This is a genomic window from Celeribacter halophilus (assembly GCF_018860305.1).
GTDB classification, from domain to species: Bacteria; Pseudomonadota; Alphaproteobacteria; order Rhodobacterales; family Rhodobacteraceae; genus Celeribacter; species Celeribacter halophilus_A.
This window is the reverse complement of sequence record NZ_JAHKPE010000009.1, coordinates 2,076-23,464: the sequence shown is the minus strand read 5'-3', so window position 1 is coordinate 23,464 and position 21,389 is coordinate 2,076. Positions and strand designations below refer to the sequence as shown.

At 55.9% G+C, this 21,389-nt stretch carries 20 protein-coding genes and 1 pseudogene; 11 read left to right on the top strand and 10 right to left on the bottom strand.

Features of this window, described 5'->3' with window-relative positions; all coding sequences use genetic code 11:
* The first annotated feature begins 41 nt into the window (after positions 1-41).
* The 4 genes from KO492_RS00900 to KO492_RS00885 all read left to right on the top strand — a co-directional run bounded on the left by KO492_RS00900 (position 42) and on the right by KO492_RS00885 (position 4,750).
* Positions 42-1,280, top strand: coding sequence for a nucleotidyltransferase domain-containing protein (locus KO492_RS00900; protein WP_216043252.1), 1,239 nt, complete (start codon positions 42-44; stop codon positions 1,278-1,280).
* Positions 1,277-3,022, top strand: coding sequence for a ThiF family adenylyltransferase (locus tag KO492_RS00895; protein WP_216043251.1), 1,746 nt, complete (start codon positions 1,277-1,279; stop codon positions 3,020-3,022). The genes KO492_RS00900 and KO492_RS00895 overlap by 4 nt, the downstream gene beginning before the upstream one ends.
* Positions 3,000-3,461, top strand: coding sequence for a Mov34/MPN/PAD-1 family protein (locus KO492_RS00890; RefSeq protein WP_216043250.1), 462 nt, complete (start codon positions 3,000-3,002; stop codon positions 3,459-3,461). The genes KO492_RS00895 and KO492_RS00890 overlap by 23 nt, the downstream gene beginning before the upstream one ends.
* Before the next feature lie 125 nt (positions 3,462-3,586).
* Positions 3,587-4,750 (top strand): SAVED domain-containing protein, encoded by a 1,164-nt coding sequence (locus KO492_RS00885; RefSeq protein ID WP_216043249.1) that lies wholly within the window; start codon positions 3,587-3,589, stop codon positions 4,748-4,750.
* 190 nt (positions 4,751-4,940) lie between these two features.
* Here KO492_RS00885 and KO492_RS00880 read toward each other — a convergent pair.
* From KO492_RS00880 to KO492_RS00845, 8 genes and pseudogenes are all read right to left on the bottom strand, one after another.
* Positions 4,941-5,090, bottom strand: a pseudogene (locus KO492_RS00880) (type I restriction enzyme endonuclease domain-containing protein); the annotation flags it as partial.
* A 170-nt stretch (positions 5,091-5,260) separates the two neighbouring features.
* Complete coding sequence (locus KO492_RS00875) at positions 5,261-6,214, bottom strand: ABC transporter substrate-binding protein (RefSeq protein WP_216043247.1); 954 nt, start codon at positions 6,212-6,214, stop codon at positions 5,261-5,263.
* A gap of 45 nt (positions 6,215-6,259) precedes the next feature.
* Positions 6,260-7,294: an ABC transporter permease gene (locus tag KO492_RS00870; RefSeq protein ID WP_216043246.1), complete on the bottom strand. Its 1,035-nt coding sequence runs from the start codon at positions 7,292-7,294 to the stop codon at positions 6,260-6,262.
* On the bottom strand, positions 7,291-8,055 hold the full coding sequence (locus tag KO492_RS00865; RefSeq protein WP_216043245.1) for an ATP-binding cassette domain-containing protein: 765 nt from the start codon (positions 8,053-8,055) through the stop codon (positions 7,291-7,293). The genes KO492_RS00870 and KO492_RS00865 overlap by 4 nt, the downstream gene beginning before the upstream one ends.
* Positions 8,048-8,386, bottom strand: a complete 339-nt coding sequence (locus KO492_RS00860) for a hypothetical protein (protein WP_216043244.1) — start codon at positions 8,384-8,386, stop codon at positions 8,048-8,050. The genes KO492_RS00865 and KO492_RS00860 overlap by 8 nt, the downstream gene beginning before the upstream one ends.
* Entirely contained in the window at positions 8,379-9,131 is a 753-nt protein-coding gene (locus KO492_RS00855; RefSeq protein WP_216043243.1) for a hypothetical protein, read from the bottom strand. The genes KO492_RS00860 and KO492_RS00855 overlap by 8 nt, the downstream gene beginning before the upstream one ends.
* Positions 9,128-9,976 carry a BtpA/SgcQ family protein gene (locus tag KO492_RS00850; protein ID WP_216043242.1) on the bottom strand — a complete coding sequence of 283 codons (849 nt, stop codon included), beginning with the start codon at positions 9,974-9,976 and terminating at the stop codon, positions 9,128-9,130. Before KO492_RS00850 ends, KO492_RS00855 begins: the two co-directional genes overlap by 4 nt.
* Positions 9,973-10,866 carry a carbohydrate kinase family protein gene (locus tag KO492_RS00845; RefSeq protein ID WP_216043241.1) on the bottom strand — a complete coding sequence of 298 codons (894 nt, stop codon included), beginning with the start codon at positions 10,864-10,866 and terminating at the stop codon, positions 9,973-9,975. The genes KO492_RS00850 and KO492_RS00845 overlap by 4 nt, the downstream gene beginning before the upstream one ends.
* Before the next feature lie 238 nt (positions 10,867-11,104).
* On the opposite strand from KO492_RS00845, the gene KO492_RS00840 reads away from it, so the two are divergent.
* Positions 11,105-11,845, top strand: coding sequence for a GntR family transcriptional regulator (locus KO492_RS00840; RefSeq protein ID WP_216043240.1), 741 nt, complete (start codon positions 11,105-11,107; stop codon positions 11,843-11,845).
* 290 nt (positions 11,846-12,135) lie between these two features.
* On the opposite strand, the gene KO492_RS00835 is transcribed toward KO492_RS00840, so the two are convergent.
* Entirely contained in the window at positions 12,136-12,741 is a 606-nt protein-coding gene (locus KO492_RS00835; protein WP_216043239.1) for a helix-turn-helix domain-containing protein, read from the bottom strand.
* A gap of 236 nt (positions 12,742-12,977) precedes the next feature.
* Between KO492_RS00835 and KO492_RS00830 the strand changes: the two genes are divergently transcribed.
* From KO492_RS00830 to KO492_RS00805, 6 genes are all read left to right on the top strand, one after another.
* Positions 12,978-13,220: a helix-turn-helix domain-containing protein gene (locus tag KO492_RS00830; protein ID WP_216043238.1), complete on the top strand. Its 243-nt coding sequence runs from the start codon at positions 12,978-12,980 to the stop codon at positions 13,218-13,220.
* Positions 13,221-13,420: 200 nt separating this feature from the next.
* The gene (locus tag KO492_RS00825; protein WP_216043237.1) at positions 13,421-14,113 is read left to right on the top strand and encodes a TnsA endonuclease N-terminal domain-containing protein; all 693 of its coding nucleotides are present in this window, start codon (positions 13,421-13,423) and stop codon (positions 14,111-14,113) included.
* Positions 14,113-16,275, top strand: coding sequence for a DDE-type integrase/transposase/recombinase (locus tag KO492_RS00820; protein ID WP_216043236.1), 2,163 nt, complete (start codon positions 14,113-14,115; stop codon positions 16,273-16,275). Before KO492_RS00825 ends, KO492_RS00820 begins: the two co-directional genes overlap by 1 nt.
* Complete coding sequence (locus KO492_RS00815; protein WP_216043235.1) at positions 16,256-17,224, top strand: ATP-binding protein; 969 nt, start codon at positions 16,256-16,258, stop codon at positions 17,222-17,224. Before KO492_RS00820 ends, KO492_RS00815 begins: the two co-directional genes overlap by 20 nt.
* Positions 17,202-19,058 carry a TniQ family protein gene (locus tag KO492_RS00810; protein ID WP_216043234.1) on the top strand — a complete coding sequence of 619 codons (1,857 nt, stop codon included), beginning with the start codon at positions 17,202-17,204 and terminating at the stop codon, positions 19,056-19,058. The genes KO492_RS00815 and KO492_RS00810 overlap by 23 nt, the downstream gene beginning before the upstream one ends.
* A complete protein-coding gene (locus KO492_RS00805; protein WP_216043233.1) occupies positions 19,051-19,287 on the top strand; it encodes a hypothetical protein in 237 nt (78 codons plus the stop codon). The genes KO492_RS00810 and KO492_RS00805 overlap by 8 nt, the downstream gene beginning before the upstream one ends.
* A gap of 636 nt (positions 19,288-19,923) precedes the next feature.
* Here the strand turns inward: KO492_RS00805 and KO492_RS00800 are convergent.
* Positions 19,924-21,033 carry a Hint domain-containing protein gene (locus tag KO492_RS00800; RefSeq protein ID WP_216043232.1) on the bottom strand — a complete coding sequence of 370 codons (1,110 nt, stop codon included), beginning with the start codon at positions 21,031-21,033 and terminating at the stop codon, positions 19,924-19,926.
* Between the last annotated feature and the right edge of the window lie 356 nt (positions 21,034-21,389).

The window sequence follows — 21,389 nt, the reverse complement described above, 5'->3', positions numbered from 1 at the left end:
GGAACCCAACTTCGATAGAGAACGAAACGGAAATAGTGGGCATGACCTTAACAATAACAAAACAGGCTGAAACCTATCTCGAAACACTGGCTAAAGCGCTTGAGATTCCCCCCTCCCGTTACGAGCAGGCGGAAAAAAGCTACAAGTCACTGGGCGATTGGCTTCATCGCGACGGCTCTATTGTGAGCCACCTGGACCCAGACGTATTCGTACAGGGGTCTTTCCGTTTGGGTACAGTCATCAAACCGCTTTCCAACGATGAAGAGTATGACGTCGACTGCGCGTGTTCCCTGAAAGACCTGGGCAAATCTAACGTGTCTCAGGCGCAGCTGAAGGAGCTGCTTGGGGACGAAATCAAACTTTATCGCAAGAGCAAGGGAATTACGAAGAAGGTACACGAAGGGCGGCGCTGCTGGCGCCTCGACTACGCTGACGGCGCACAATTTCATATGGATATCGTGCCTGCTATCCCCAACGGGAATGATCAGCGCCGCCTGCTTGAAGCCAGGAATCTGGACGCAGATTTTGCAGATACGGCGATTGCAATTACAGATAACGAAGTGCTTCCGCAATATTTTGAGATTACAAATGACTGGCCGCGATCCAATCCGCGCGGTTACGCCGAATGGTTCAAGTCTCGGATGGGGGAGGTGTTCGAACGGCGGCGGGCGCAAGTTCTCAACGAGATGCGCGCGAAGGGTGTAACAGCAAGCGTGGAAGATATTCCGACTTATCGTGTCCGCACACCGCTTCAGTCTGCAATCATGATATTGAAGCGTCACCGCGATACGATGTTTGCCGATGATGCGAAAAACAAGCCTATTTCAATCATCATCTCGACCTTGGCGGCTCACGCCTATCAGGGGGAAGAAACAATTGGACATGCTCTGCTCTCGATCTTGAGAAAAATGAGAGATGCGATCGAATATGATGGTCAAAAACACATCATCAGAAATCCGACCGATGCCCTCGAAAACTTTGCTGACAAGTGGGAAACACACCCAGAGCGGGCAGATGCCTTCTTCACATGGCTTGAGCAGGCTCGCGAGGACTTTGCCAGCGCTGGCCGGCTTGTCGAGCACCGGCGTATGTCGAGCGTACTGGCGGACCGTATGGGGCGCGACCTGACGGATCAGGTGAGCGAGGCGGTCCTTAAGCCAACCCGGTCCGGTGGTTCCGGGCTATTGGGAGCAGCCACGGCCGCCTCCGCCACGTCAGCCCCGAATGTGTCCTTTTCGGATGCACCGCGAAATCCGAAAAGGCCGGACGGGTTCGCATGAGCTGGTGGTTCACGCGCAGTACCCGTCTTTCTTCTGAGAAAGCCGCCATTGCTGATCTGGAAGCTGGTGTTGACTGGCTCCAGGTTGGCAGGTGGCAAACCAATTCTGACCTCGCCATGTGTGTTGTTTTTCGGATTGTCACTGGCGATGATGAATTTGCCTTTGAAATGATTTACCCGAGTGTGTTTCCGGACGCCCCCCCGATGATCTACACGCAAGACAGGTCATTGGTCTCTGGACATCAATATGGCGCTGAGGGCGAACTGTGTCTTGAACATCGCCCTGACAACTGGCTCCCCACGATCACGGGCGCTGACATGATTGCCAGTTGCCAACGGCTTCTCTCCGAAGAGCGTCCGGAACAAGGCGCACTCGTTCATGCTCGCTCGGCGCATATCGCGTCATTAGGGCGCGACATGCGTTCGCACTATTGTCGCCTACTTCTGACACCGGGAGATTTGGAAGCTCTGAACACGCTGTCGGAATACACACCGCAGCCCCTGATTCTGAATGATCGCAAAGCGGCCTCAAGCCTGATTTCGTCCATCGTCTCTGTCGGACAGAAGGACACGCCGTTCTGGGTCAGCGACTTGCTCATACCCAAAGGAGGTTTGGAAGAAAACGGGTTTGTCGTACGTGTACCCGGAGCGGGTAAGCAAGGGGACATCAGTGCAGATGACCTGAAAGCGCTTCTGGAGGGCGTGAGACTGGCGGAACTGGGCAATACAGTGCTGGAGAGCGACGGACATGAGCATCTGCTGATCGGCGATGCGGCGGATTGGGAACTCTTTTGGATTTATGGTGAAGCAGGCAAGCGCAAAGTCATCAACTATACGACGCTGCCTATCCCAGAACCTAAACCACGATTGCCGGGCAGCCACGCATCCCTTTTTGGTAAGAAGGTTGGTATCGTCGGTTGTGGTTCAGTTGGGTCGAAAATTGCAACCAGCCTGTGTCGCTCCGGTGTTGGAGAATTCTTCCTCATTGATGAGGACATCTTTTTTCCTGGCAACATTGTCCGCAATGAACTGGATCTCAATGACATAGGATCACACAAGGCTTATGCCCTGCGTGACCGATTGCTGCGGATCAATCCCCGGATTGACGTTAAAGCGTTGCGCATCTCACTGGGCGGCCAGGAAAGCGCCAACTCCATGGCAGGTGCGCTTGAGGCGCTCGGCAAATGTGATCTTCTTGTCGACGCCACAGCAGATCCCTCGGCATTCAATATGATCGCGTCGGTATCCACACGGCAAAGAAAGCCGATGATCTGGACAGAAGTGCTTGCTGGCGGAATTGGCGGCATAGTTGCCAGGTCACGTCCTGACATAGATGCTGTACCGCTGGCGGCTCGTTCACAAATTGAGATTTGGTGCAACGATCAGGGCATGGAATGGGCTCGTACAGCCGGAACTGATCCCTATGGCAATCGCGGCAGCGACGGTACGCCTCTTATTGCCGAAGATGCCGAGGTTGCGATCATGGCAGCCCATGCCGCGCGCTACGCGACCGACATCCTGACGCGACCGGATGCAAGCATCTTTCCCATGTCTGCCTATGTCATAGGGTTTTCTTCGGAATGGCTCTTTAACGAGCCCTTTGACACGCGCCCCATCGATTTACAGCCAATCGGCACATGGGGGGAAACAGCGGACCTGTTGGAACCGGACGCGCTCTTGCAGCTTCTGAAGGACCATCTGCCTGACAAGGAGACTGCGGATGCAACTGTGTCTGCAGGCTGATGTAATCCGCAGGATGCGGCGACATATGCTGCGCGCCGGGAGTCGCGAAATCGGTGGCATGATCATGGGCGAACAGACGGGTGATCAGCAATTCCGTGTCGTTGACTTCACAATTGATGCCACAAGTGGATCGCCCTCAAATTTTACCCGCGACGCCGAACAACACGATCAGGCACTCGCGGAATTCTTCAAAACGACCGGGGCGGATTATCACCGGTTCAACTATCTGGGCGAATGGCACACCCATCCACGTTTCAGTGTGCATCCGAGTTTGCAGGATATGCACGCTATGCAGGATTTGGTTGACGGATCCGGGGGCGTCGACTTTGCGGTGCTTCTGATCGCGCGCCTGAAGTGGTTCGGGCGTTTCGAAAGCAGTGCGCACCTTTTTGTGGATGGGTATGTCCCATCAGCCATAATGCAGATTTATGACAACTGACCGTATGTCCCTGGTGATCACACGTAGTTGGCCCACCCCGGCTCACATTGCGAAGGGGCATGGGCAAGATCTCCTACGATGTTGAATAGAACCGGAGCGATCCCGAATTGAAAGGCCGCCAGAACATGACCGCGAAGCAAGATACCAACAAGAAAGGTCGACATGGCAATGTGACGGGCAAGGCATTGAATCTTGTCTGGGCCCGATCCGCCGGGCGCTGCCAGCTTGATGGCTGTAATGAAGACCTAACCAGGCATCTGGTGATCGGCAGCCGAAGAGCAAACAAAGGCTATGTTGCACATATTATTGGCTCCAGCGCGGATGGCCCTCGGGGAGATCCTGAAAGATCAAAGGAACTCGCCAAGGATCCGGACAATGTGATGCTGTTGTGCGACGGCTGCCATAGGGAAATCGACCGCGAACATCCTGACGATTACCCTGAGGCCCGGCTTCATGACATGAAACGCAGACATGAAGCCTGGGTTTCCAGAGCTGTCGGCCTCAAGCCGGATAGCCAATCCCACATTCTGCGGTTTACCAACCGGATCGAGGCAAACGAAACGGCCATTCCGTTGGACGACTGCGTTCTTGCCATGCAGGCCATCGGGAAAACGCCTGCGAGCATTCATGCGATCGACCTCAAAATCGGAGTGTCAGGGCATAACGAGACTGACGATGTCTACTGGGCCGCTGAGCCGGGCGATCTTCAGACTTTCTTCAACAGGAAGTTCGAGGGCTACTTCAATACGGGAAAAGTCCGCCACTTATCTGTATTTGGCTTTGGACCGATGCCGCTTTTGATGAAGCTGGGACAGTTACTGCCTGACCTTCACGATATTGATGTTTTCACGCGCCACCGGGAGCCCACGCCCTCATGGTGCTGGAAAGATGGTGCGCCGACGTTTCAACCTTACTGCACCGAAGGGGCGGCCAAATCGAACAGAGTGGCAATCAAACTCAGTGTTACAGACAGGATCAGCGACGAGCGCGTGCAATCTGCTATTGGTGAAAACGACCTTTCGATCTGGGAGATCACTTGCGACCGGCCGGGTTATGACGTTCTCTCAACGCGTGAAGACCTGAGCGATTTTCGGACGGTCGTCAGATCTACATTCAACCGGATCAGACAATGTCACGGTGAGGCCGTGGAGATCAGTGTTTTTCCAGCGGCACCAGCTGCCTGCTGCATAGAATTTGCCCGCGTCTGGCAACCCAAAGCACATCTTCCTATGGAAATCTACGATCAGGTTAAAGACCGTGGTTTCATTAAGAGATTAAGGATCGAGTAACAGTAGCTAAAAGATCGACTTCTCTGATGTTAGGGGGAGATCACGCATAAAAGCGCATTCAGGTTCAATGTCTGTTTTTGCAGGATGGCGGTGAGTTATTTGCAGGTGCAGAGAAGGTTGGCTCTCCGCCCTTACTTCGGAAAGCCTCTGGCACTACGGCTGCAGAGGTCATGTCCGCTTCGGGCTGGAATCAGTCATAAGACCACGTCACGAGCCACGCAAATTCCTTGGCCAAAACTTCTGCCTGCTGGAGAACCTTCTTCACAGATTCCGCCTGCAAATCCGGCGGGAACCCGTGTTTCCTCAAAATTCTGCGGATCGTGACCCGCATTTTTGTCCTGACATTCTGTTTGCGTCACCAGTCCACCAATGACGTCGTCTGTACGGCGTTCACTAGTTCCTGGGCAAGCCTTGCGGAGTAGCACTTGTGTGTGGCCACGCGCTGTAAGGTTTTCAGCCCCCCCCGCCGGCTTGGTCGCGCGGCGGGAAGAGGTGATTTTCATCAAAGGATCACATACAGTTAGCTATATATTCGTACTGATCGGCGAGGTCATGTTGGTCTTCGCGAATGACAACGAGCTCAGTCATCGTGGTCTTTTCCAACGTCCCACCATTGATCAACGTTAAGGCGGCGTCCATGGCGACAGCACCTTCCTGTGCGGGGTTCTGGGCAATCAGCGCCTGGATCGCGCCGTTCTTGAGCGCAGCGACTTCAGCCGTGGCCGCATCATAGGCCACCATCTTTACGCGACCGACTGCGCCCGCCTGGCGCAGGCCAGTAATAGCACCGATTGCGCCTTGGTCGTTGGTCGAGAAAATGCCTGCGAGATCTGGGTGTGCGGAGAGTGTGGAGGTCACGATCTCGGCAGCTTTTTGTGGATCGTCGGACTGGTACTGCGCACCAATGTAATCGACGCCTTCATAGGTCGCGATCTGCTCTTCGAAGCCTGTGGTGCGGGCGTCCTGTGCTAGCGAACCCGGCGGTTGGGTGATGACGAGCACCTTGCCTTCGCCGCCAAGGATTTCTGCCATGACGTCCGCCGCCAGCCTGCCGCCAGCTTCGTTGTCGGTCAATACTTCGGTCTCGATGAAGCTGTTGTCGGCGATAGTCTGGTCGATGGTGATGACTTTGGAGCCGCGTTCGGCCAGTTCACGCATTGGCTGGATCAGCGCCTGCATGTCGGTGGGCACAATGGCCGCAACGTCGGGGCCCGCTGCGGTAACGGCATTGACCACGGGAATCTGGCTGTCTGCAGCGAACTGGCTGCCTGCAGAGACGGTCAGTTCGAGGCCAAGCTCTTCGGCGCGGGCCATCGCACCGCATTGCAGCGCCTGATAGAAGGGCGAGCCGGAGACGCCGAGCACGAGGGAGACGCTGCCTGTCTCTTGCGCTTGTGCCGTAAGCGTCATGCCGAAGCTGGCGGCCGTCGCCAGAAGTGAGGCTGTCAGGGACTTGAGTTTCATGGAAGTACCTTTCCTGTTGGGAGGAGTTGGGAGGAAGAGCGCAGTTCAGCCACGCTTTCGAAGCCGTCGTTTGAGTTGATCGATCCAGACGGCAAGGATCAGCACCGCCCCCATGGCAACAGTTTGCCAGAAGGGTGGGATTCCAAGGATGACGAATCCGTTGAGCAAGATGATCGGGATGAAGACCCCCACCACAGTTCCAAAGACGGAACCAAGGCCACCAAAGAGCGAGGTGCCGCCCAAAACGACCGCCGAGATGGTCGTGAGGTTGTCCATGGCGTGCCCGTTGATTGTCGTGGTCGCAAAACGTGCATTGGCCATCACAGCGGCGATGCCTGCCATGGCACCGGAAACGACGAACACCGCGATGGTTTGGCGAACCACGTTGATACCGGAGCGACGCGCGCCTTCCATGTTGGAGCCGGTCGCATAAGTGTGCAGGCCAAAACGCGTCAGGTGCAGGACGAGACCGGCGATTATCACGGTCACTGCGGCAATAAGTACGAGGACGGGGATGCCGAGAATGCGGCCCGAACCGACGTGCGCCACGAGCAGTTCCGGCATGGCGCGCACGTCGGTGCCGCCGGAGAGTATCTGTGCGCCGCCAAGCGCCATGCCCATGGTGCCGAGTGTCACGATCAGTGCCGGGATTTTGGCAACCGCGACAAGGAAGCCGTTCAGCACACCCCAGACGATGCCAGTGAAGATAGCCGCCACCGTTCCAAGTAGGACCACCCCCCACCCGGCAGATGTGGTGCCGAAGGTCGTGCCGGGCTCGCCTGACAATATGAGCATGACCTGTGCAGAGACGACCGAGCAGAACACTAGGACTGAGCCCACAGAGAGGTCGATCCCGTTGGAAATGACCACATATGTCTGCCCGATGGACAGAACAAGAATGATTGCTGCATTGATGGTGAGCTGTTGTAGGTTGTAACTTGAGGCGAATTGCTGCGGGCGCAAGATGGCAAAGATTGCAATCAGGCCGATAAGTAGGAGGAAGATCCAGCCTGAGGCGAGAAAACGCAGCATCTTTTCTTCACGGCTCTCCAGCGGGAGCTTTGCATCTAATGTGCTCATGCGGTGAATCCTTCTTTGGTCCCGCTTGTCATCTCACGGACGAGGTCGTCCACGGAGGATTCTGCGGGGGTGAGGTTGGCCACGGATTCGCCCAGCCGGAGGACATGGACGCGGTCTGCAATTTCGAGGACCTGTGGCATGTTGTGGCTGATGAGGACGACCGAGGTCCCGCTGTCGCGTACTCGCTTAGCCAGCTCCAGAACGCGCTGTGTCTGGACCACGCCGAGCGCCGCTGTAGGTTCGTCGAGGAAGACGATTTTTTCCGCCCACATGGCCGCGCGAGCGATGGCGACCGACTGGCGTTGACCGCCCGAAAGCGTATCAACGGAGACTCGGTGAGACTTGAGGTTTACCCCCAGACTTTCAAAGACCTTGGCGCTTTCATCGCGCATGGCTTGCCGATCCAGAAAGCCGAGTTTGCCTGCCAACCCCAACTTTACGCGCTCCCGACCGAGGAAGAGGTTCTCTGCAGGAGGCAGGTCTGGCGCAAGGGCGAGATCCTGATAGACTGTTGCGATGCCTGCGTCCTGCGCATCCGATGGAGAGCCGAAACTGACAGGCTTGCCGTTCAGAAGGATCTCTCCGCCGTCGGGGCGATCCGCGCCGGAGAGAATTTTTACGAGGGTAGACTTGCCCGCGCCGTTGTCGCCGATCAGGGCGACGATCTCGCTCGGCATGACTTTAAAATCGACGCCACGCAGGGCCTGAACATGGCCAAATGTGCGCGTAATTCCGGAGGCTTCGAGAATGGGCTCAGACATCGTTGCTGCCTTCCAGCTCAAGGCCGATGTTGTTGGTAAATGCGAAGAATTCGGAGTAGCGAGCCTCGACAAGCGCCTGCCAATGCTCATAGGCCGCCAGAGATGTCGGGAAGATCCATACGGATACCGTCTCAAAATCATGCTGACCGCGAATGTGGTAGGTGCCGGTGCAGATGCCACCGTTTACGCGCGCCTTGACTTCGACGGCGGCCCAATCCGCTTTGAGCTTTGCTTGTTCAATGTCGTTGACAAGGTACCAGTGCGGTCGCGGTCGCGCGTAATGGATCCATGCACAGGGCTGGGCGGTGTTTTTTGACATGTTTTCAGACATGGGCGGCCTTTCCGTTGTCATGTTTCGGTGCGATCAGGGTGCTCAGCGGCAGAATGCGCCCGACAATGTGTCGTGATGTGGTGAACTTAAAATCGGCGACCGTCTCATGACCTCGGATCGCGCAGTCGGCAACGTCCGGTCCGGCGATTTCCCAGTAGCCAAGGTGGTGCCAGCCATGCGCTATATCGAGACGCATTCGGCCAGAGATATTTACCTCGTGGTCGAGGTCGCCCTTGAAGGCGATGTCACATTCGAGGTCGTATTCGTCGCGCTCCAAAGGTGTCGCTTCGCACCATTGATCATTCCACTCCCAAAGAGCCATGAACGCCCAACCGTGATCCGAATGCGCCCTCTTGCCAACGACAGGAGCGAATTCACGCAGGCCAATCATCCACTCGGTCTTGAACGCACGCGCCCAACCCGCCTTTTCGAGGCGGACCGTGCCTGCGAGGGCTGCGTCAAGGCTTGGAGCCTCGAAAACGCCCGCGATGTCATGGGCATGGGTGAAACCCGTGTCGAGCCCCATAGCCGTTGTGGGCTCCTTCGGGTCGAATACACGGCGTTGGTTCAGCACCCAGCCCTCGGCCTCCAGATCGACCAGCACCGCGAGAATGGCCACGCGATGCTCCTCGGTATAAATGCCAGGAAGCACGTCCTGACGTGTGCCCGTGAAGACGATGCAGGCCCGTGGCGCGCCCTCTGTTTCAGCGGTAAAAACGTCAGTATCTCCGGTGAGCGCGCTCATTGCCTGCGTGCCTCCCGCATTGCCGTCATAAGACGCTCTACGCGGCCCGCATCGACTGGGTTCCACCATAAGCTGTCTTTTTTGAGCCATTGGCCGACGATGGCACCATCTGCTACGTCCATAAGTTTCGGGATTTGTTCGGGATTAAGGCCAGAGCCCACGATCACCGGAAGGTGGGTGCCCGCGCGGACCTGATCGACTTCTTCGGGCTGGGTCGGTGAGCCGGTGCGCTGGCCGGTGGCGATCAACACATCCGCGTCGAACCATTCGGCATCGGTGGCCTGTTCGGTGATCGTGCGGTCTGCGGTGATGGCATGCGCTCCGAACTTGACGTGTACATCGGCGAGGATCTTCACGTCAGCCGCGCCAATCGTCGCGCGGTAGCGCAACGCCTTCGCCGCAGCCCCGTTCAGGATGCCTTCATTCGCCACATAGGCGTTGGCCCACTGGTTCACCCGTACCCATTTTGCGCCGACTGCCTTGGCGACCGCGAGACCGGGAATTGCGCCGTTTGCGACACAGCAGATGCCGATCGGCGTCTCCACGGCAGTGCGGATTTCCTCGCAGGCGGATGTCAGACAGGCCACGGTCTCCATGCCTATATCTTCGGGACGCGAGAACGGCATGTCGCCCGCGTTCTCGATCATGATGCCGTCGACGCCACCTTGGGTCAGCGTCTTGGCGTCTGCGACCCCCTTGGCATAGATTTCGCGCACGGGAGTCCCATCGTAGCGTGGCGCTCCGGGAAGCGCCGCGAGGTGGACAACTCCGATGATCGGCTTGCGCACGTCGAAGAGCTGACCGAGTGTATCGCCCTTGGAAGGCATCACTATAGGTGCGTTCATGATTGAAAAGTTCCTTTCTTTTCTTCTAAGTCTTGTTGCGTAGGGCAGCCCGCCTGGGCGCCGAAGGCAGAGCAGGAAAGTGTTGCGGCGAGCACGGCATCCTGAAGCGCGAGCTCAGGGTCGCCGTGTCGCGTAATGCCGGCCAGAAACCACCCCGCGAGGCAGTCGCCGGCGCCAGTGGTGTCCAAGATAGTGCTCCCATCGGGGCAGGCAGCGCTGAAGGTATTCTGCCCGTCGGTCCAGATGGCCCCCGCCGCGCCGCATGTCCGAACGACACTGCGGGCCCCCATACCGAGCAAAGTGTTCACGGGGTCGTTGCCGAGGGCCGCTGCGGCACGTTCGTTGACGAATAGCGTCATTGCTCCATTAATGGCGTAGTCGAGCACTGCAAGACCGTTACTGAAGGTCGATGGCTCGAGATCGAGTGACCAAGACGCGCCACGCTGCCGGGCCTGCGTAATGAGGTCCCAGCCCGCCAAACCATATATAGCTGTATGCACATGACCGACCTCGGTCCAGTCGATGAGTTCTAGGTCTTCTTCTGCAGGGTAGAGCGATACACCGGGATAGAGCAGGAGACGTTTTTCGCCGTGCGCTTCAATCATGGTGACCACACGGCAAATCGATCCAGCACGCGAGGCGAGACTGGTTTTCGCGCCACTGGCCTCTAGCGCTTCGGTTGCAGCGCGAGATAAGATGTCCGTACCGCAGACGCCAAAGAACGTTACATCTGCACCAGCCTTGGCAGCTGCCATAGCTGTGTTGCAAGCGACGCCGCCGAGGCCCTCGATATAGTTTTTGACGTGAACCTTTTCGTCAGGCTCAGGCACATGCGGGGTCATGAATGACATATCCCAGCTGATGTCACCTACAAATAGTATCCTGTTCATAGCCCCTCCATTTGTTATTACATTTGATTATTTGTAATGACTTTTAAGTCAAGCAGATACAGCCGCGGGGAGGCCTTCAGTCGAATTTATCGAATAAAATATACCCAAACGCGAACACATTAAGCGGAAATGGTTGTCTCTCCCAACGCCGACGCCCCAATACATGCCTGACTTGTGCGATAGACATGAACCTGCGAAATGATTAAATGTAGCTACATTTATTTCTTTGGAGACTGGTATGTGGTCGGAGCACACTCTTGACACGCGCGAGGGGCCGCTTTGGGCCCGGATTGCTGGAATTTTCCGTGATGCTATTGATAGCGGCGAATTTCCATCCGGCGCCTCGCTTCCCACGGAGGCGGAAATCAACGCACATTTCGGCGTAAGTCGAACGACGTCCCGAGCTGCTATGCAGCAACTCGTGTCGGAAGGGCTTATCTCGCGGGTCGCCGGACACGGCACGACCGTCATTGACCGAAAGATAGACACCGAGCGGCGGAAAATTCGCGGATTTTCCGAGGACATGCAGGCGCGCGGTCTGACAGCTAGCTACGATGTGATCTCCGCCGGGTTTTCAAGCGCGCCACCAGAGGCCAGTCAGGCCCTTGGCATTCCTGCCGGAGATGCGCCATTTCATCTAAAACGGCTTCTGAGAGCCAATGGACGGGTTATCGGAATGAGTGATTCATATCTGCGGCCCGACATCTTCAGTGGCGTCGCGCCACCTTCCGACGAACTGCTTGGATCAGGCTCCCTCTATGACTGGATCGCGGAAAATGCCGGCATCCGCATTACCGGTGGTGTCGAGTATATCGAGGCTAGTCTTGCAGCGAACGAACTCAGCCGAATTCTCGAAATTGATCCCGGAGAGCCAGTTCTTATCGCTCGGCGGACTGCGTTTTCGGCCAGTCGTCTTGCGATCGAATTTGCTGAGATTTCCTATCGCGCGGACAGATATAGATTCAGAATAGCGCTTTGAGATGTTTAGCTTAAACTTAGAAAGCAGTGAGCCCAACCTGTTGACTAATTTTTAATACGATGCAGGCGATGAGCAAATAAATCTTAGTAGGGAATTGTTGAAAGCAGTCATGTTTTGCGCCAGTAATCAATGCTGGGTATCTGCGCATAGCTGACCTTGATGGCTGGCGCAGCATGGTTGGTTAGGCTTTCAGGGGCTCGATTGACCGCTTTTACCGATCTGCAAAAAGATGTTTGCAGATGCAACAAAGGTCCGGTTTCCGCCCCTTCTGCGTTATGCATGCTGTTGCGTCACGGCGACATGCGCGCCTTAGAATTCCTGAGAATGTACTGTGACGCCTTTAGTATGGGCAACTCTGCGACGACGGATGGGAGCAGGAGCAAGATCACCCCGAAGGAGCCTAAAAACATCCAGTCGACGCCATTAATTTCGAAACCGAAGGGGAGGTTGAAGGCCAAGGCGATGTTCTGCATCATGAAATAAATCGTCGCGCAGAAATAAACTTCGTCACGGATCTTTAGAAAAAGCTGTCCGAGCGGTGAATAGTTTCGCTTTCTGAAGTCCTGGCTTTCTCTTCTCAACGATTTCCAGAAATTTCCATCCTTCGTTTTTTGGCCTATCGGACGGGATGAGAGGTCTGTGGCTGCAAATCCAAGCTCTGCGGCTAACTGATCGCTCGCCAACGGATCGATCTTGAACGCTTGGATGATCGCAAGCCGTGTCCTTTGAGGAAGCTCACGCTCTCCACGCTCGTAGCGACGTAGTGCGCGGTCTGACAAACCGATGACCGCCGCGAAATGTGGCTGGCTCATGCCGGTAGATGTACGAAGTGCCAATAGATTGGCCGCACCTATCTGTCTAGCAATCGATTCGTAATGTTTGTCCGAGTTGGCCAAAGCCCTTGATCCAAAGATTGAGCCTTAAAAGGCGACTCAGGAACCTTAACTGAGAAAGTGTCTCAGTGGTCAATAATTTAAGGTAGGTGGACCGATTGGTCCGTGCGGGCCAATCGGTCCGGATAATTTTTTGTTTTAATCCAGTGTCTTGAGAGGTTGACTGCTTCGGGTGGAGTTCCTTAGCTGGGGTGTGAATTCGTCTCATTTTACACTCATATAATCTGGAGATCGCCCCATTGCGCACCCCGACAAAGGCAGATCTGGACGCCCATGAGCGTCTGAAAGCGGAACTCAGGATTCGTGGAACCTCACTGGCGCAGATCTCGCGCGATCTTGGGGTCAGCGACTCCGCGCTGACATTGGTCGGCAAGCGGATGTGCCGATCTCAGCGCATTGAAAAAGCACTGGCTTTGGCCGTGGGCGCATCGCCGGAGGATTTGTTTCCCGACTTCCAAGAAGAAGGAGCAATCATGGCCTAGAAAAAGCAAAAGGCCTCGGAGTTACAGCTCCAGAGGCCCTTTAGGTGTATCAAGTTGAAGCCAGATACACCTCATTCATGACTCAACTTTCGGCCCCGGTCAAGCGTGCAGTGGATTCTGTGGGCCGGGGCCTCTTGTCTCAATGAAAGAGGAACCCGTTGCACCGAGAGGCATGCCTTCGGTGCAGGGTAAATAAGCCAATGTATGATGATGATTTCGAGGGGTCTTATGTCCCGCCGGAGCGAACCCGCGCGACGCGGATGTTTCCGGCACGATCGCGGGCGAGCGGACGTGGGTTCGTGATCGCACAACTACGTGCCAGTGCGGCCTGGCGGCAGCTCATCTTTGAAAGCGACCTTGAGCGGAAGTGCCTCTTGGTGCTGCTGTCGCAGAGAACTGTCGTCAATATCTGGGATCAGCCGCCGCAGATCACCTATCGAAACCAGGTGGGCAAGGCCACATCTCACACCTTCGATTATCTTGTCACGTTAGAAGACGGGAAAAAGATCGCGATTGCCGTCAAGCCGGGTGCGTTGGCCGAACGAAATGGGTTTGACCGAGAGTTTGCGCTGATCAAGGCACAGACTGCGAAGCAGTTCGCCGACGACGCGCTACTCGTCATGGACAGTAGCTTCTCCGCGGCGGAAGTGCGCAATGCAGAGTTGCTTCATATGTTCCGGCAAACTGAGGATGTCGAAGCTGACGTGGTGGTTCAGCAGATACTCCGAGGCATGAACTGTGAAACGTCTCTGGGGCAGGTCGTCGCTGCGGCCGGCCTACAGGGGAGGGCATTCCGTGCAGGCTTCAAGGCGGTTTTCGACGGGATCGCCATGACGAACCTGTCCCTTCCCGTGACCGAGGCCAGCATACTCTCAATGCCGGAGGTGGGCTAATGGCAGTCAGGCTACGCATCAACAAATCAGATGCGCTGGTCGCTGGTAGCACCGTGCATGTGGTCTGTGCCGTCTCGGATAGCACGCTGGAACTGCGTCCTTTGGACGGCAGCTCGGAACTCCTTTGTTTCAGCCACGCTGATGTCAAACGCATGATTGATGAGTGCAAGGCATCCATTGAGTACGGGTATTTTTCTGGTGCGCAAGCTGCCCGCCGAGCCTTGGCGGGCAGCGCGCTTATCAGCCGGATGGGCGCAGCCGAAAAGGCTCAGATTTTCCGCAAGCAGGTTTACGTTAAGTGCTTTCTCGATGCGGAAGCAGATGGTGAAGTAAGCCGCTCCAATGACCGCTGCGTCGCATTCCTCCCCGAATTGGGTAAGCGCGTCGAGGCCAAGATTCTGGAGCAGATACGCCTTGGTCAGGATGGGGCAGAGCTTGGAAAGCTCCTCGCCATGAAGCATCCGGGCCGGACAGCTCTTATGGCCTGGGTACGGGAGTGGCAGAAAACACATGATCCCATGTGTTTCGTCAAGAAAAGCCGGTTCAACGGCGCTAATGCCAAGCGGGTCTCGCCTCAGGTCGAGAGTGCCATGCAAACGGCGATCAAGACATATTTGCATCCAGGCCGCGTCCATATTCCGCACATCGCGGATGAGGCAAATCGAGTTATTCGAGAATTGAACAAGTCGCTTGCGTTCAGCGGCCAACTGCCGGAGCGGGAGGTTTCCGAAAACACGGTACGACGACGCATTTCAGATCTCGATCAGTTCGAGGTCTGCGCGGCCCGAGAAGGGGTAGCTGTGGCTAAGAACAAGTTGGGACCTTACGGTCAGGGCCTCGAGATCGAAGCGCCTTTGCAGCGCATCGAAATGGACGAGTGGCTGATCGACCTCATCGCCCTGTTGGAGGAATCTGGAGTCGACGTAAGCGAGCCGAAGTTCGATGAACTTCGGAAAGGGCGCTTCTGGGTCTGCGTCGCCATCGACGCGGCGACGAGAGTAATCTTGGCCATAAAGATGAGCAGAACAGAGTCTCACGTCGAGACAGCATTGGCAACCTTATGGTTGGCTATGCGGAACAAGAGCGAGATATCGAAACAGCTTGGGTGCAAGAAGGAGTGGAGCGAGCACGGCCACATTTTCAACGTGGCCGTGGATAACGGAAGTTCGTTTGTCAACGCGGACTTCAAGGCCGCGCTCACGGACCTTGGGATCGGGTATGAAGTGCTGCCAGCCGGCGTGCCCAAGCTGCGTGGCCGCATTGAACGCGTCTTTCGTACATTCGGCACCGAGCTAATGCAGTTTCTGACCGGCAGAACATTTAGCAATCCGCAGGAACGCGGCGACTATCCTTCTGACAAATATGTGGTTCATACTGCGGACAGCATCGTAGAGGTACTGGTCCGTTTCGTCGTCGATATCTACCACCATCGAGAGCATCGTGGCTTGGAGTATGCTACGCCCGCCGATACCTGGGGCCGGTTAATGGGGTTCTACGGACATAGCCCTGCCAAGTCAGCCCATGTCTTGCGCCATTTCCTTGGTATTCCTCTGAAACGTCAGCTTGGTCGGCACGGCGTACTGGTCTGCGGCATTGCCTACACCAGTCGCAATCTTGCAACTTTTTTCCAGCGTCGCGGTGCGCAACAGATCGATCTACGCATAGACCCTGAGGACATGGGATACGTCTCTGCATGGTTCGACGATGCATGGCATACAATCCCGGCTGGCTTGCCGAATGCGCGTGGTAGTTCGCTAGCCGTTTGGGAGGCGATGATCCGGGAGCTGCGACGGTCGAACAAGGCTGCCGCACGCCTCCATATTGAAATCGTCGACGCGGCACTCGAACGCATCAAGCAAATCGATGATCACCAACGCGCATGGCGCCAGATTGGTCCACTTACCGTTTCCGCGAAAGATATTCGCAGAGCAGAGCACGAAAGCTTCTACGGCCTGAGTTTCGGAGTCGTCCCCGGCGAGGTCAGAGAGAAACCTTCTGTTGTAGGGACGGCAAGCCTAACCGGCAGGCTCTCCGAAATTGCTACATCAGAGGGGACAAGCATCGAGGGCTCATCCCCGGTTGACGATGCCCCAGGCCAGCCCGAGCTGCCCGAAGATCCCCAACCCGAATGGAGGTTCAGCGATGAAGGTGAACAAGAGTAACCCTGAAGTCCGCCAGGTCATTCAAGACATTCGGGCCGCTTATGTCCCGACCATGGCCTATGATCGCCTCGACGAATATTTCGACCAACTTCTCGAACAGCGGCGTGCAGATCTCGACGAGGGCATCGTATCCGATCTCAGAGGCATCGTCCTTGTCGGTCGCTCAGGGGCGGGGAAGACGACGGCGATCCGAGAGTTGAGGCGGCGTTACCAGAACCGATTGGTCTGTGATGGCCCGGACGGCATCAACGAGATGGTCGGCCTCAAGGTGCCATCTCCAGCCACGATGAAGTTCGTGGCGACGGCGGCGCTCCATGCTGCTGGTTACCCGCTTGTCCGCGATCGGTCGGCGGCAGTTATCTGGGGGCTCGTGAAACAGCAGTTTAAGTTGCGGAAAACCCTCTTCATGCACATGGACGAGGCACAGGATCTGGCTCAGCACCAGACCGACAAGGAGCGGCAGGCCATCGTCAATACGCTTAAGTCCCTGATGGAAAATAGTCAGTGGCCGGTTGGCTTGCTTTTGACTGGAATGCCGGGCCTCAAATCAATCATCAATCAGGATGCACAGTTAGCACGTCGGATGTACCCGATAGAAATCGAACGCCTGTCGCAATTCGCGGGGCAGGATCAGGTCCTTGGCCTCGTGGCGCGCTACTGTGACAGGGCGAAGGTGCAGTGCGATGATGATGTGAGAACGACGGAGTTCGCTTCGAGGCTGATGCACGCGGCAGATTACGAGTTTGGCCTCTTGGCGCAGTTCATCGTCGAAGCGCTGACACGCGCGCTTCGCTCCGATGGCTTGGAAGCAAGCCTTTGCAAACGCCACTTTTCGGAGGTCTACTTCATGCGAACCGCGGCCATGCCGGGGCTCAACCCGTTTCTTGCTGAGGACTTCACTCGGATCAATCCGCGGCAGTGCTTTGATGACGGGGGTGATGATGCGTGACGCTGAGATACATGAACGACAACTCGGGTTGACTGTTGCGCCCTTTGCCGGTGAAACCCCGGCAAGCATCGTTTCGCGGATCGCGGCGAGAAACGCGATCTCTCCTCGGAACCTATGCTCGGATTTGGGGCTGAGGTGGCCGTTCCTCTGCTCTGGATATCCAGACCAGTTGTCCGGACTCGCCGATGTAGCAGGGCTCAAGCTCGCGAACCTGAAGCAATGGAATCCGGAAAAGATCGGGATCGGACGCTACCGGGTCGGGCTGACCCGAAGCAGCACTGGTGTCTTTCGACGCACGGCGACGCGGGTCTGTCCAGTCTGTATCGAACAGGCGCTAGAAAAAGACGGACGCCATGGTGCACATCAGCTTCTGGAATGGAACGTCATGTGTTTGCACGGCTGTGAACACCACAAGGTGCCTCTTGTTGAGCTCCCACGTGCTGGAACCTCACACGAAACCTACGACGTCGTCGCTCAGATTGCCCGGTACAGCGACGCTGTGAAAAAGGCTGCAGATGCGGGCCCGAAAATTGCTCCTACCGCATTCGAGGTGTACGTGAGGCAGAGGATCACCCATGGTCCGCGGCGCGATTGGCTAGGCGAGCTAGAGCTTAGTCAATTGCATGGCGCTTGCTTGAGTCTTGGAGCCGCGATCTGTGGATCGCCCCTTTCAAGTCCTGAAACTACCAATTCCGATCTAGAACGTGAGTTCTGCGCGGAGGGGCTTAGCGTTCTATCCGCTGGTCCAGACAGTTTGATGGTGTGCATGGAGGGGCTGAAATCTCGACCCGGCGCTCGGCGTTCTTATTTCTCGACAGACCTTGGGCCATTTTATTCCTGGATACGAGCCGCGCATGGTGACGCGGAGGTCAAGTCCATCGTTGATAGCGTCCATGCGTTTGCAGTCCGAAACTACACGATGAAACCCAAGAAACGCGTGTTGGGTAGGCCGGTGCCAGCCGTTCAACGCATGTCATTTGAAACGGCCCGTGAACAGTCAGGGCTTAGTGTGGGGTTCCTTAAGCGGCTGATCAGTCACGTTGATAATCTCTCTGAGGCACCGTCCGCAGCGCTGACGGAAACAACGCCTGATCAGTTGTCCAGGGCGATTAACTTCTGGGGTGGGCTGCGAAATCTCAAATCCACGGCAGTAGCATTGAATGTGCTTCCGACGCAGGTGAAGGGGCTGATCGAAAGGGGGATATTGCGCTCGATCCGGTTTGGAACCGCGCTGCGCTATGTCCTCGCTGAGGATGTGGACCGGCTTTTAGCAGAAGTGGCTGCCTTGCCTGAGCTGCCCGATGTCGGGGCCTTCCTTCCGCTTCGTGATCATTGCCAAAATCAGCGCATTGGACTGGTTCGTCTGATCACTCTCTGGCGGGAGGGCAGGGTCGGCGGTTTTGTCCGGGGGGCAGACGCGATAGGACTTCAGGCGATCTATGTGCCGCAAGATGTGGACGTTGGTGTGTGCGACACCCCGACCGCCACGCGAGACCTTACGCCGCTGGAAACCGCAGCCTACCTGAAAATAGGGGTCGGAGCCATTCGGGCGCTGCGGGATGCGGGTTACCTTGGTCACGCGAAACGCCTCAACGCAGATACCAATCATCGTCATTCCCTGATAACCCAATCCAGTATTCGGGAATTTGAGACGCGTTTTCTCACGCTTGGACAGCTTGCCACGTCGGCGCGGGTTGCCCCAATACATTTGGCGCGGCGGCTGGATAGGGAAGGGGTCCCGACAGTCACCTGCCGTGGCCGACACGTTCGCGTCTACGAGCGATCGCAAGTTGCAGAGCATGAGGTTGTCGCAAGGAGCATCAGCAATGGATGATGAAGTCGAACGCTTGAAGTCTCTGCTGTTGCGGATGGCCGAGGTGAACGTGTCGTCTGATGTGTACAATGACCACCTAAGGGCGGTGTTGCTTCGCGAACTCTACCGCTTGAAGGTCAAAGAAGACCTGCGCAAGCGTCTGCGGTCACTTCAGGAGCAGGTTGGACGCATGAGGCCACCAGATCCAGACTTTGACATGAAACGCTTCATGGATGAAAGTTGGGAGTAGTGGCGGGAGGTCATTTTGTTGCAAACTAGCTACGTCCGTCTGGCGAGGAAAATGGATCTCTCGGCCGGGCACAATGATAGATATGTAAATTTCGGCCCCAAAATGCCGTTCAGGAAGCGCGCAGCAGTTGACCGCTCCCAGCCGGTCCACGAACTTCGAGCCTCGGATCAGGCGCAGGCCAAACGGCGGTTTGCAGACATCCTCTGAAGGTGCGCGATCATTGGTTCGTACTGTGAAAACCCGACACTGGCATCCCCGCTTGCACGTTAGCTCTTGCCGCGCCATGCCCTAAGGGCAGCAACGTGCAGATAGAGACATTTGCAAAGTCGTGGTCAGCGGGTCACCTTGATGGGGCGAACGGCCCAGAGCCGACCTTGGCGGGGCTCGGCCACGCCGCAGCGCAGATTCACCGAACCGGCCATTCGTCCATCGCGCAGAATACCTGTGAACTCAGCGGACCCATTTTACGCCGCGATCTGGTCCCTTTTTACTCTGCGATTGACAGCTTGCCATTGATCTGACCGAGTTCAGGCATTTTTGCGAGTAGCATCGTGCTGGCAACCGATCCGATCCTGAGGACGGAACGTAGGATATCGGCGGTAGTGGCAAGGCACTCATCGGTTACGATGATAACTTCTATGCAACAAGCATTCTAAAATTATGCCGCTTTCTGGGCTCGAATAGTGGCCGCTGGTTTTTGACAATACGCGACACAAGTTGCTTTGCTCTTTTTTTATCGACAATCAGGCGAGCTGGCACGTCAATCTTTCTGTCACCTAAATCTACACCATGGATCTTCGAATTGACGTGATCCGTTACCATCAGGCTTTCGACTAACGCACCTTCTGCGGCGATCAATTCGTGCCGTTCAAAAAGGATATGTACAAGCGTGACGCCGTCGCTGGGAACACTCAACTCGATACCCACTACATCTAGCAATTTCACGGCTGGGACTAAGACTTCAAATTTGCCTGTCATACGTTGGGCAACAGGCGATGAGATCAATACACGATGTTGTCTTGAAACAGTTAGATCCGACTGCGGAACGCCGGGGGCCAAGCTGTCTTTCGTCAGTGTGATCGGTTGCTGCTTTGGATTTGTTTTCAGATATTCTGCTGAAAGCACAGTCTTCCCAAGCCACTGAATCGGCTGAAAACCATGGTCGGCGGTCCAAACCATGTCACCTACGTTCAGGTCTTGTGCCTGCAATGCGCCGCTTTCTGTGTGGACGCGCGTATCACCAGCTAGGCATAAAGCGGAGTCATTAGAACTGATTGTTTCATAGGTGAGGTTGCCGAATATGTCCCAATGATAGCTTTCCCCATCCACAACATCCGTATGTTCCAAAATAGATTCAGAGGTTGCGCCTTCCGCCGCACCTTCGCTCGCGGTGAAGGCAGAAATATTATCAGCACTATAGAAGCTGATTACCGTATCAGTATCGACATTTGTTAACGCAATTCCGCTACCTTCATTGGCATCACTTACAGCGTTACGCAGCCCTATCTTGATGGTGTAGATGGTGTAGTCATCATTGTCTGGGTGCGTCGTTATACCGGTGGTTAGGTCACCAAGATTAACTTCCCCCTCAGCTAACCCGGCACCAGTATGCAAGGTTCCGTCATCATCATAAACCGAAACAACAAAGTCGGCGGGATCATCGCCGGGGCCAAGCGTGATCTCAACAAACTCTCCTGAATTTGCAGCGCCGGAGCCACGAAAGTTCACTTCTGATATGAACGCCATAATCACTCCCTCGTCAGATGTAGACCATGCTGCATCAATTTTTATATGTAGAAACCCACAAAGAAGGGAGCAACGTTTCTCAAAGCTAACACTGAAGTATGTCGATTTTTGGGCGACACACGTCAAGAGTTGCGGTTGCACATCGGGAACATTGAATCGAAGGCCAGAGTGTCCGCCTTCTTAAGTTGTTCAACTCAGGTCGCACCTGCCGCAAAGGTCCGCAATCCGCCCTCCCAGTGTATGCCCTTCGTCATGCTGCGCCCGGCACGAATGTCTTGGAAGGGCTGGGACCGGTCATCCGGTTGGTCGCGCCGAAGCCCGCAAGGTCAAGATTTACGTGTCGCACCGCCGCAAGT

Bases quoted from the DNA above. Each gene is read 5' to 3' on its own strand.
- KO492_RS00855 (WP_216043243.1), bottom strand. From the start codon at position 9,131: ATGAGCGCGCTCACCGGAGATACTGACGTTTTTACCGCTGAAACAGAG.
- KO492_RS00875 (WP_216043247.1), bottom strand. From the start codon at position 6,214: ATGAAACTCAAGTCCCTGACAGCCTCACTTCTGGCGACGGCCGCCAGC.
- KO492_RS00860 (WP_216043244.1), bottom strand. From the start codon at position 8,386: ATGTCTGAAAACATGTCAAAAAACACCGCCCAGCCCTGTGCATGGATC.
- KO492_RS00895 (WP_216043251.1), top strand. From the start codon at position 1,277: ATGAGCTGGTGGTTCACGCGCAGTACCCGTCTTTCTTCTGAGAAAGCC.
- KO492_RS00840 (WP_216043240.1), top strand. From the start codon at position 11,105: ATGTGGTCGGAGCACACTCTTGACACGCGCGAGGGGCCGCTTTGGGCC.
- KO492_RS00800 (WP_216043232.1), bottom strand. From the start codon at position 21,033: ATGGCGTTCATATCAGAAGTGAACTTTCGTGGCTCCGGCGCTGCAAAT.
- KO492_RS00815 (WP_216043235.1), top strand. From the start codon at position 16,256: ATGAAGGTGAACAAGAGTAACCCTGAAGTCCGCCAGGTCATTCAAGAC.
- KO492_RS00805 (WP_216043233.1), top strand. From the start codon at position 19,051: ATGGATGATGAAGTCGAACGCTTGAAGTCTCTGCTGTTGCGGATGGCC.
- KO492_RS00825 (WP_216043237.1), top strand. From the start codon at position 13,421: ATGTATGATGATGATTTCGAGGGGTCTTATGTCCCGCCGGAGCGAACC.
- KO492_RS00885 (WP_216043249.1), top strand. From the start codon at position 3,587: ATGACCGCGAAGCAAGATACCAACAAGAAAGGTCGACATGGCAATGTG.
- KO492_RS00900 (WP_216043252.1), top strand. From the start codon at position 42: ATGACCTTAACAATAACAAAACAGGCTGAAACCTATCTCGAAACACTG.
- KO492_RS00845 (WP_216043241.1), bottom strand. From the start codon at position 10,866: ATGAACAGGATACTATTTGTAGGTGACATCAGCTGGGATATGTCATTC.
- KO492_RS00850 (WP_216043242.1), bottom strand. From the start codon at position 9,976: ATGAACGCACCTATAGTGATGCCTTCCAAGGGCGATACACTCGGTCAG.
- KO492_RS00865 (WP_216043245.1), bottom strand. From the start codon at position 8,055: ATGTCTGAGCCCATTCTCGAAGCCTCCGGAATTACGCGCACATTTGGC.
- KO492_RS00810 (WP_216043234.1), top strand. From the start codon at position 17,202: ATGACGGGGGTGATGATGCGTGACGCTGAGATACATGAACGACAACTC.
- KO492_RS00890 (WP_216043250.1), top strand. From the start codon at position 3,000: ATGCAACTGTGTCTGCAGGCTGATGTAATCCGCAGGATGCGGCGACAT.
- KO492_RS00820 (WP_216043236.1), top strand. From the start codon at position 14,113: ATGGCAGTCAGGCTACGCATCAACAAATCAGATGCGCTGGTCGCTGGT.
- KO492_RS00870 (WP_216043246.1), bottom strand. From the start codon at position 7,294: ATGAGCACATTAGATGCAAAGCTCCCGCTGGAGAGCCGTGAAGAAAAG.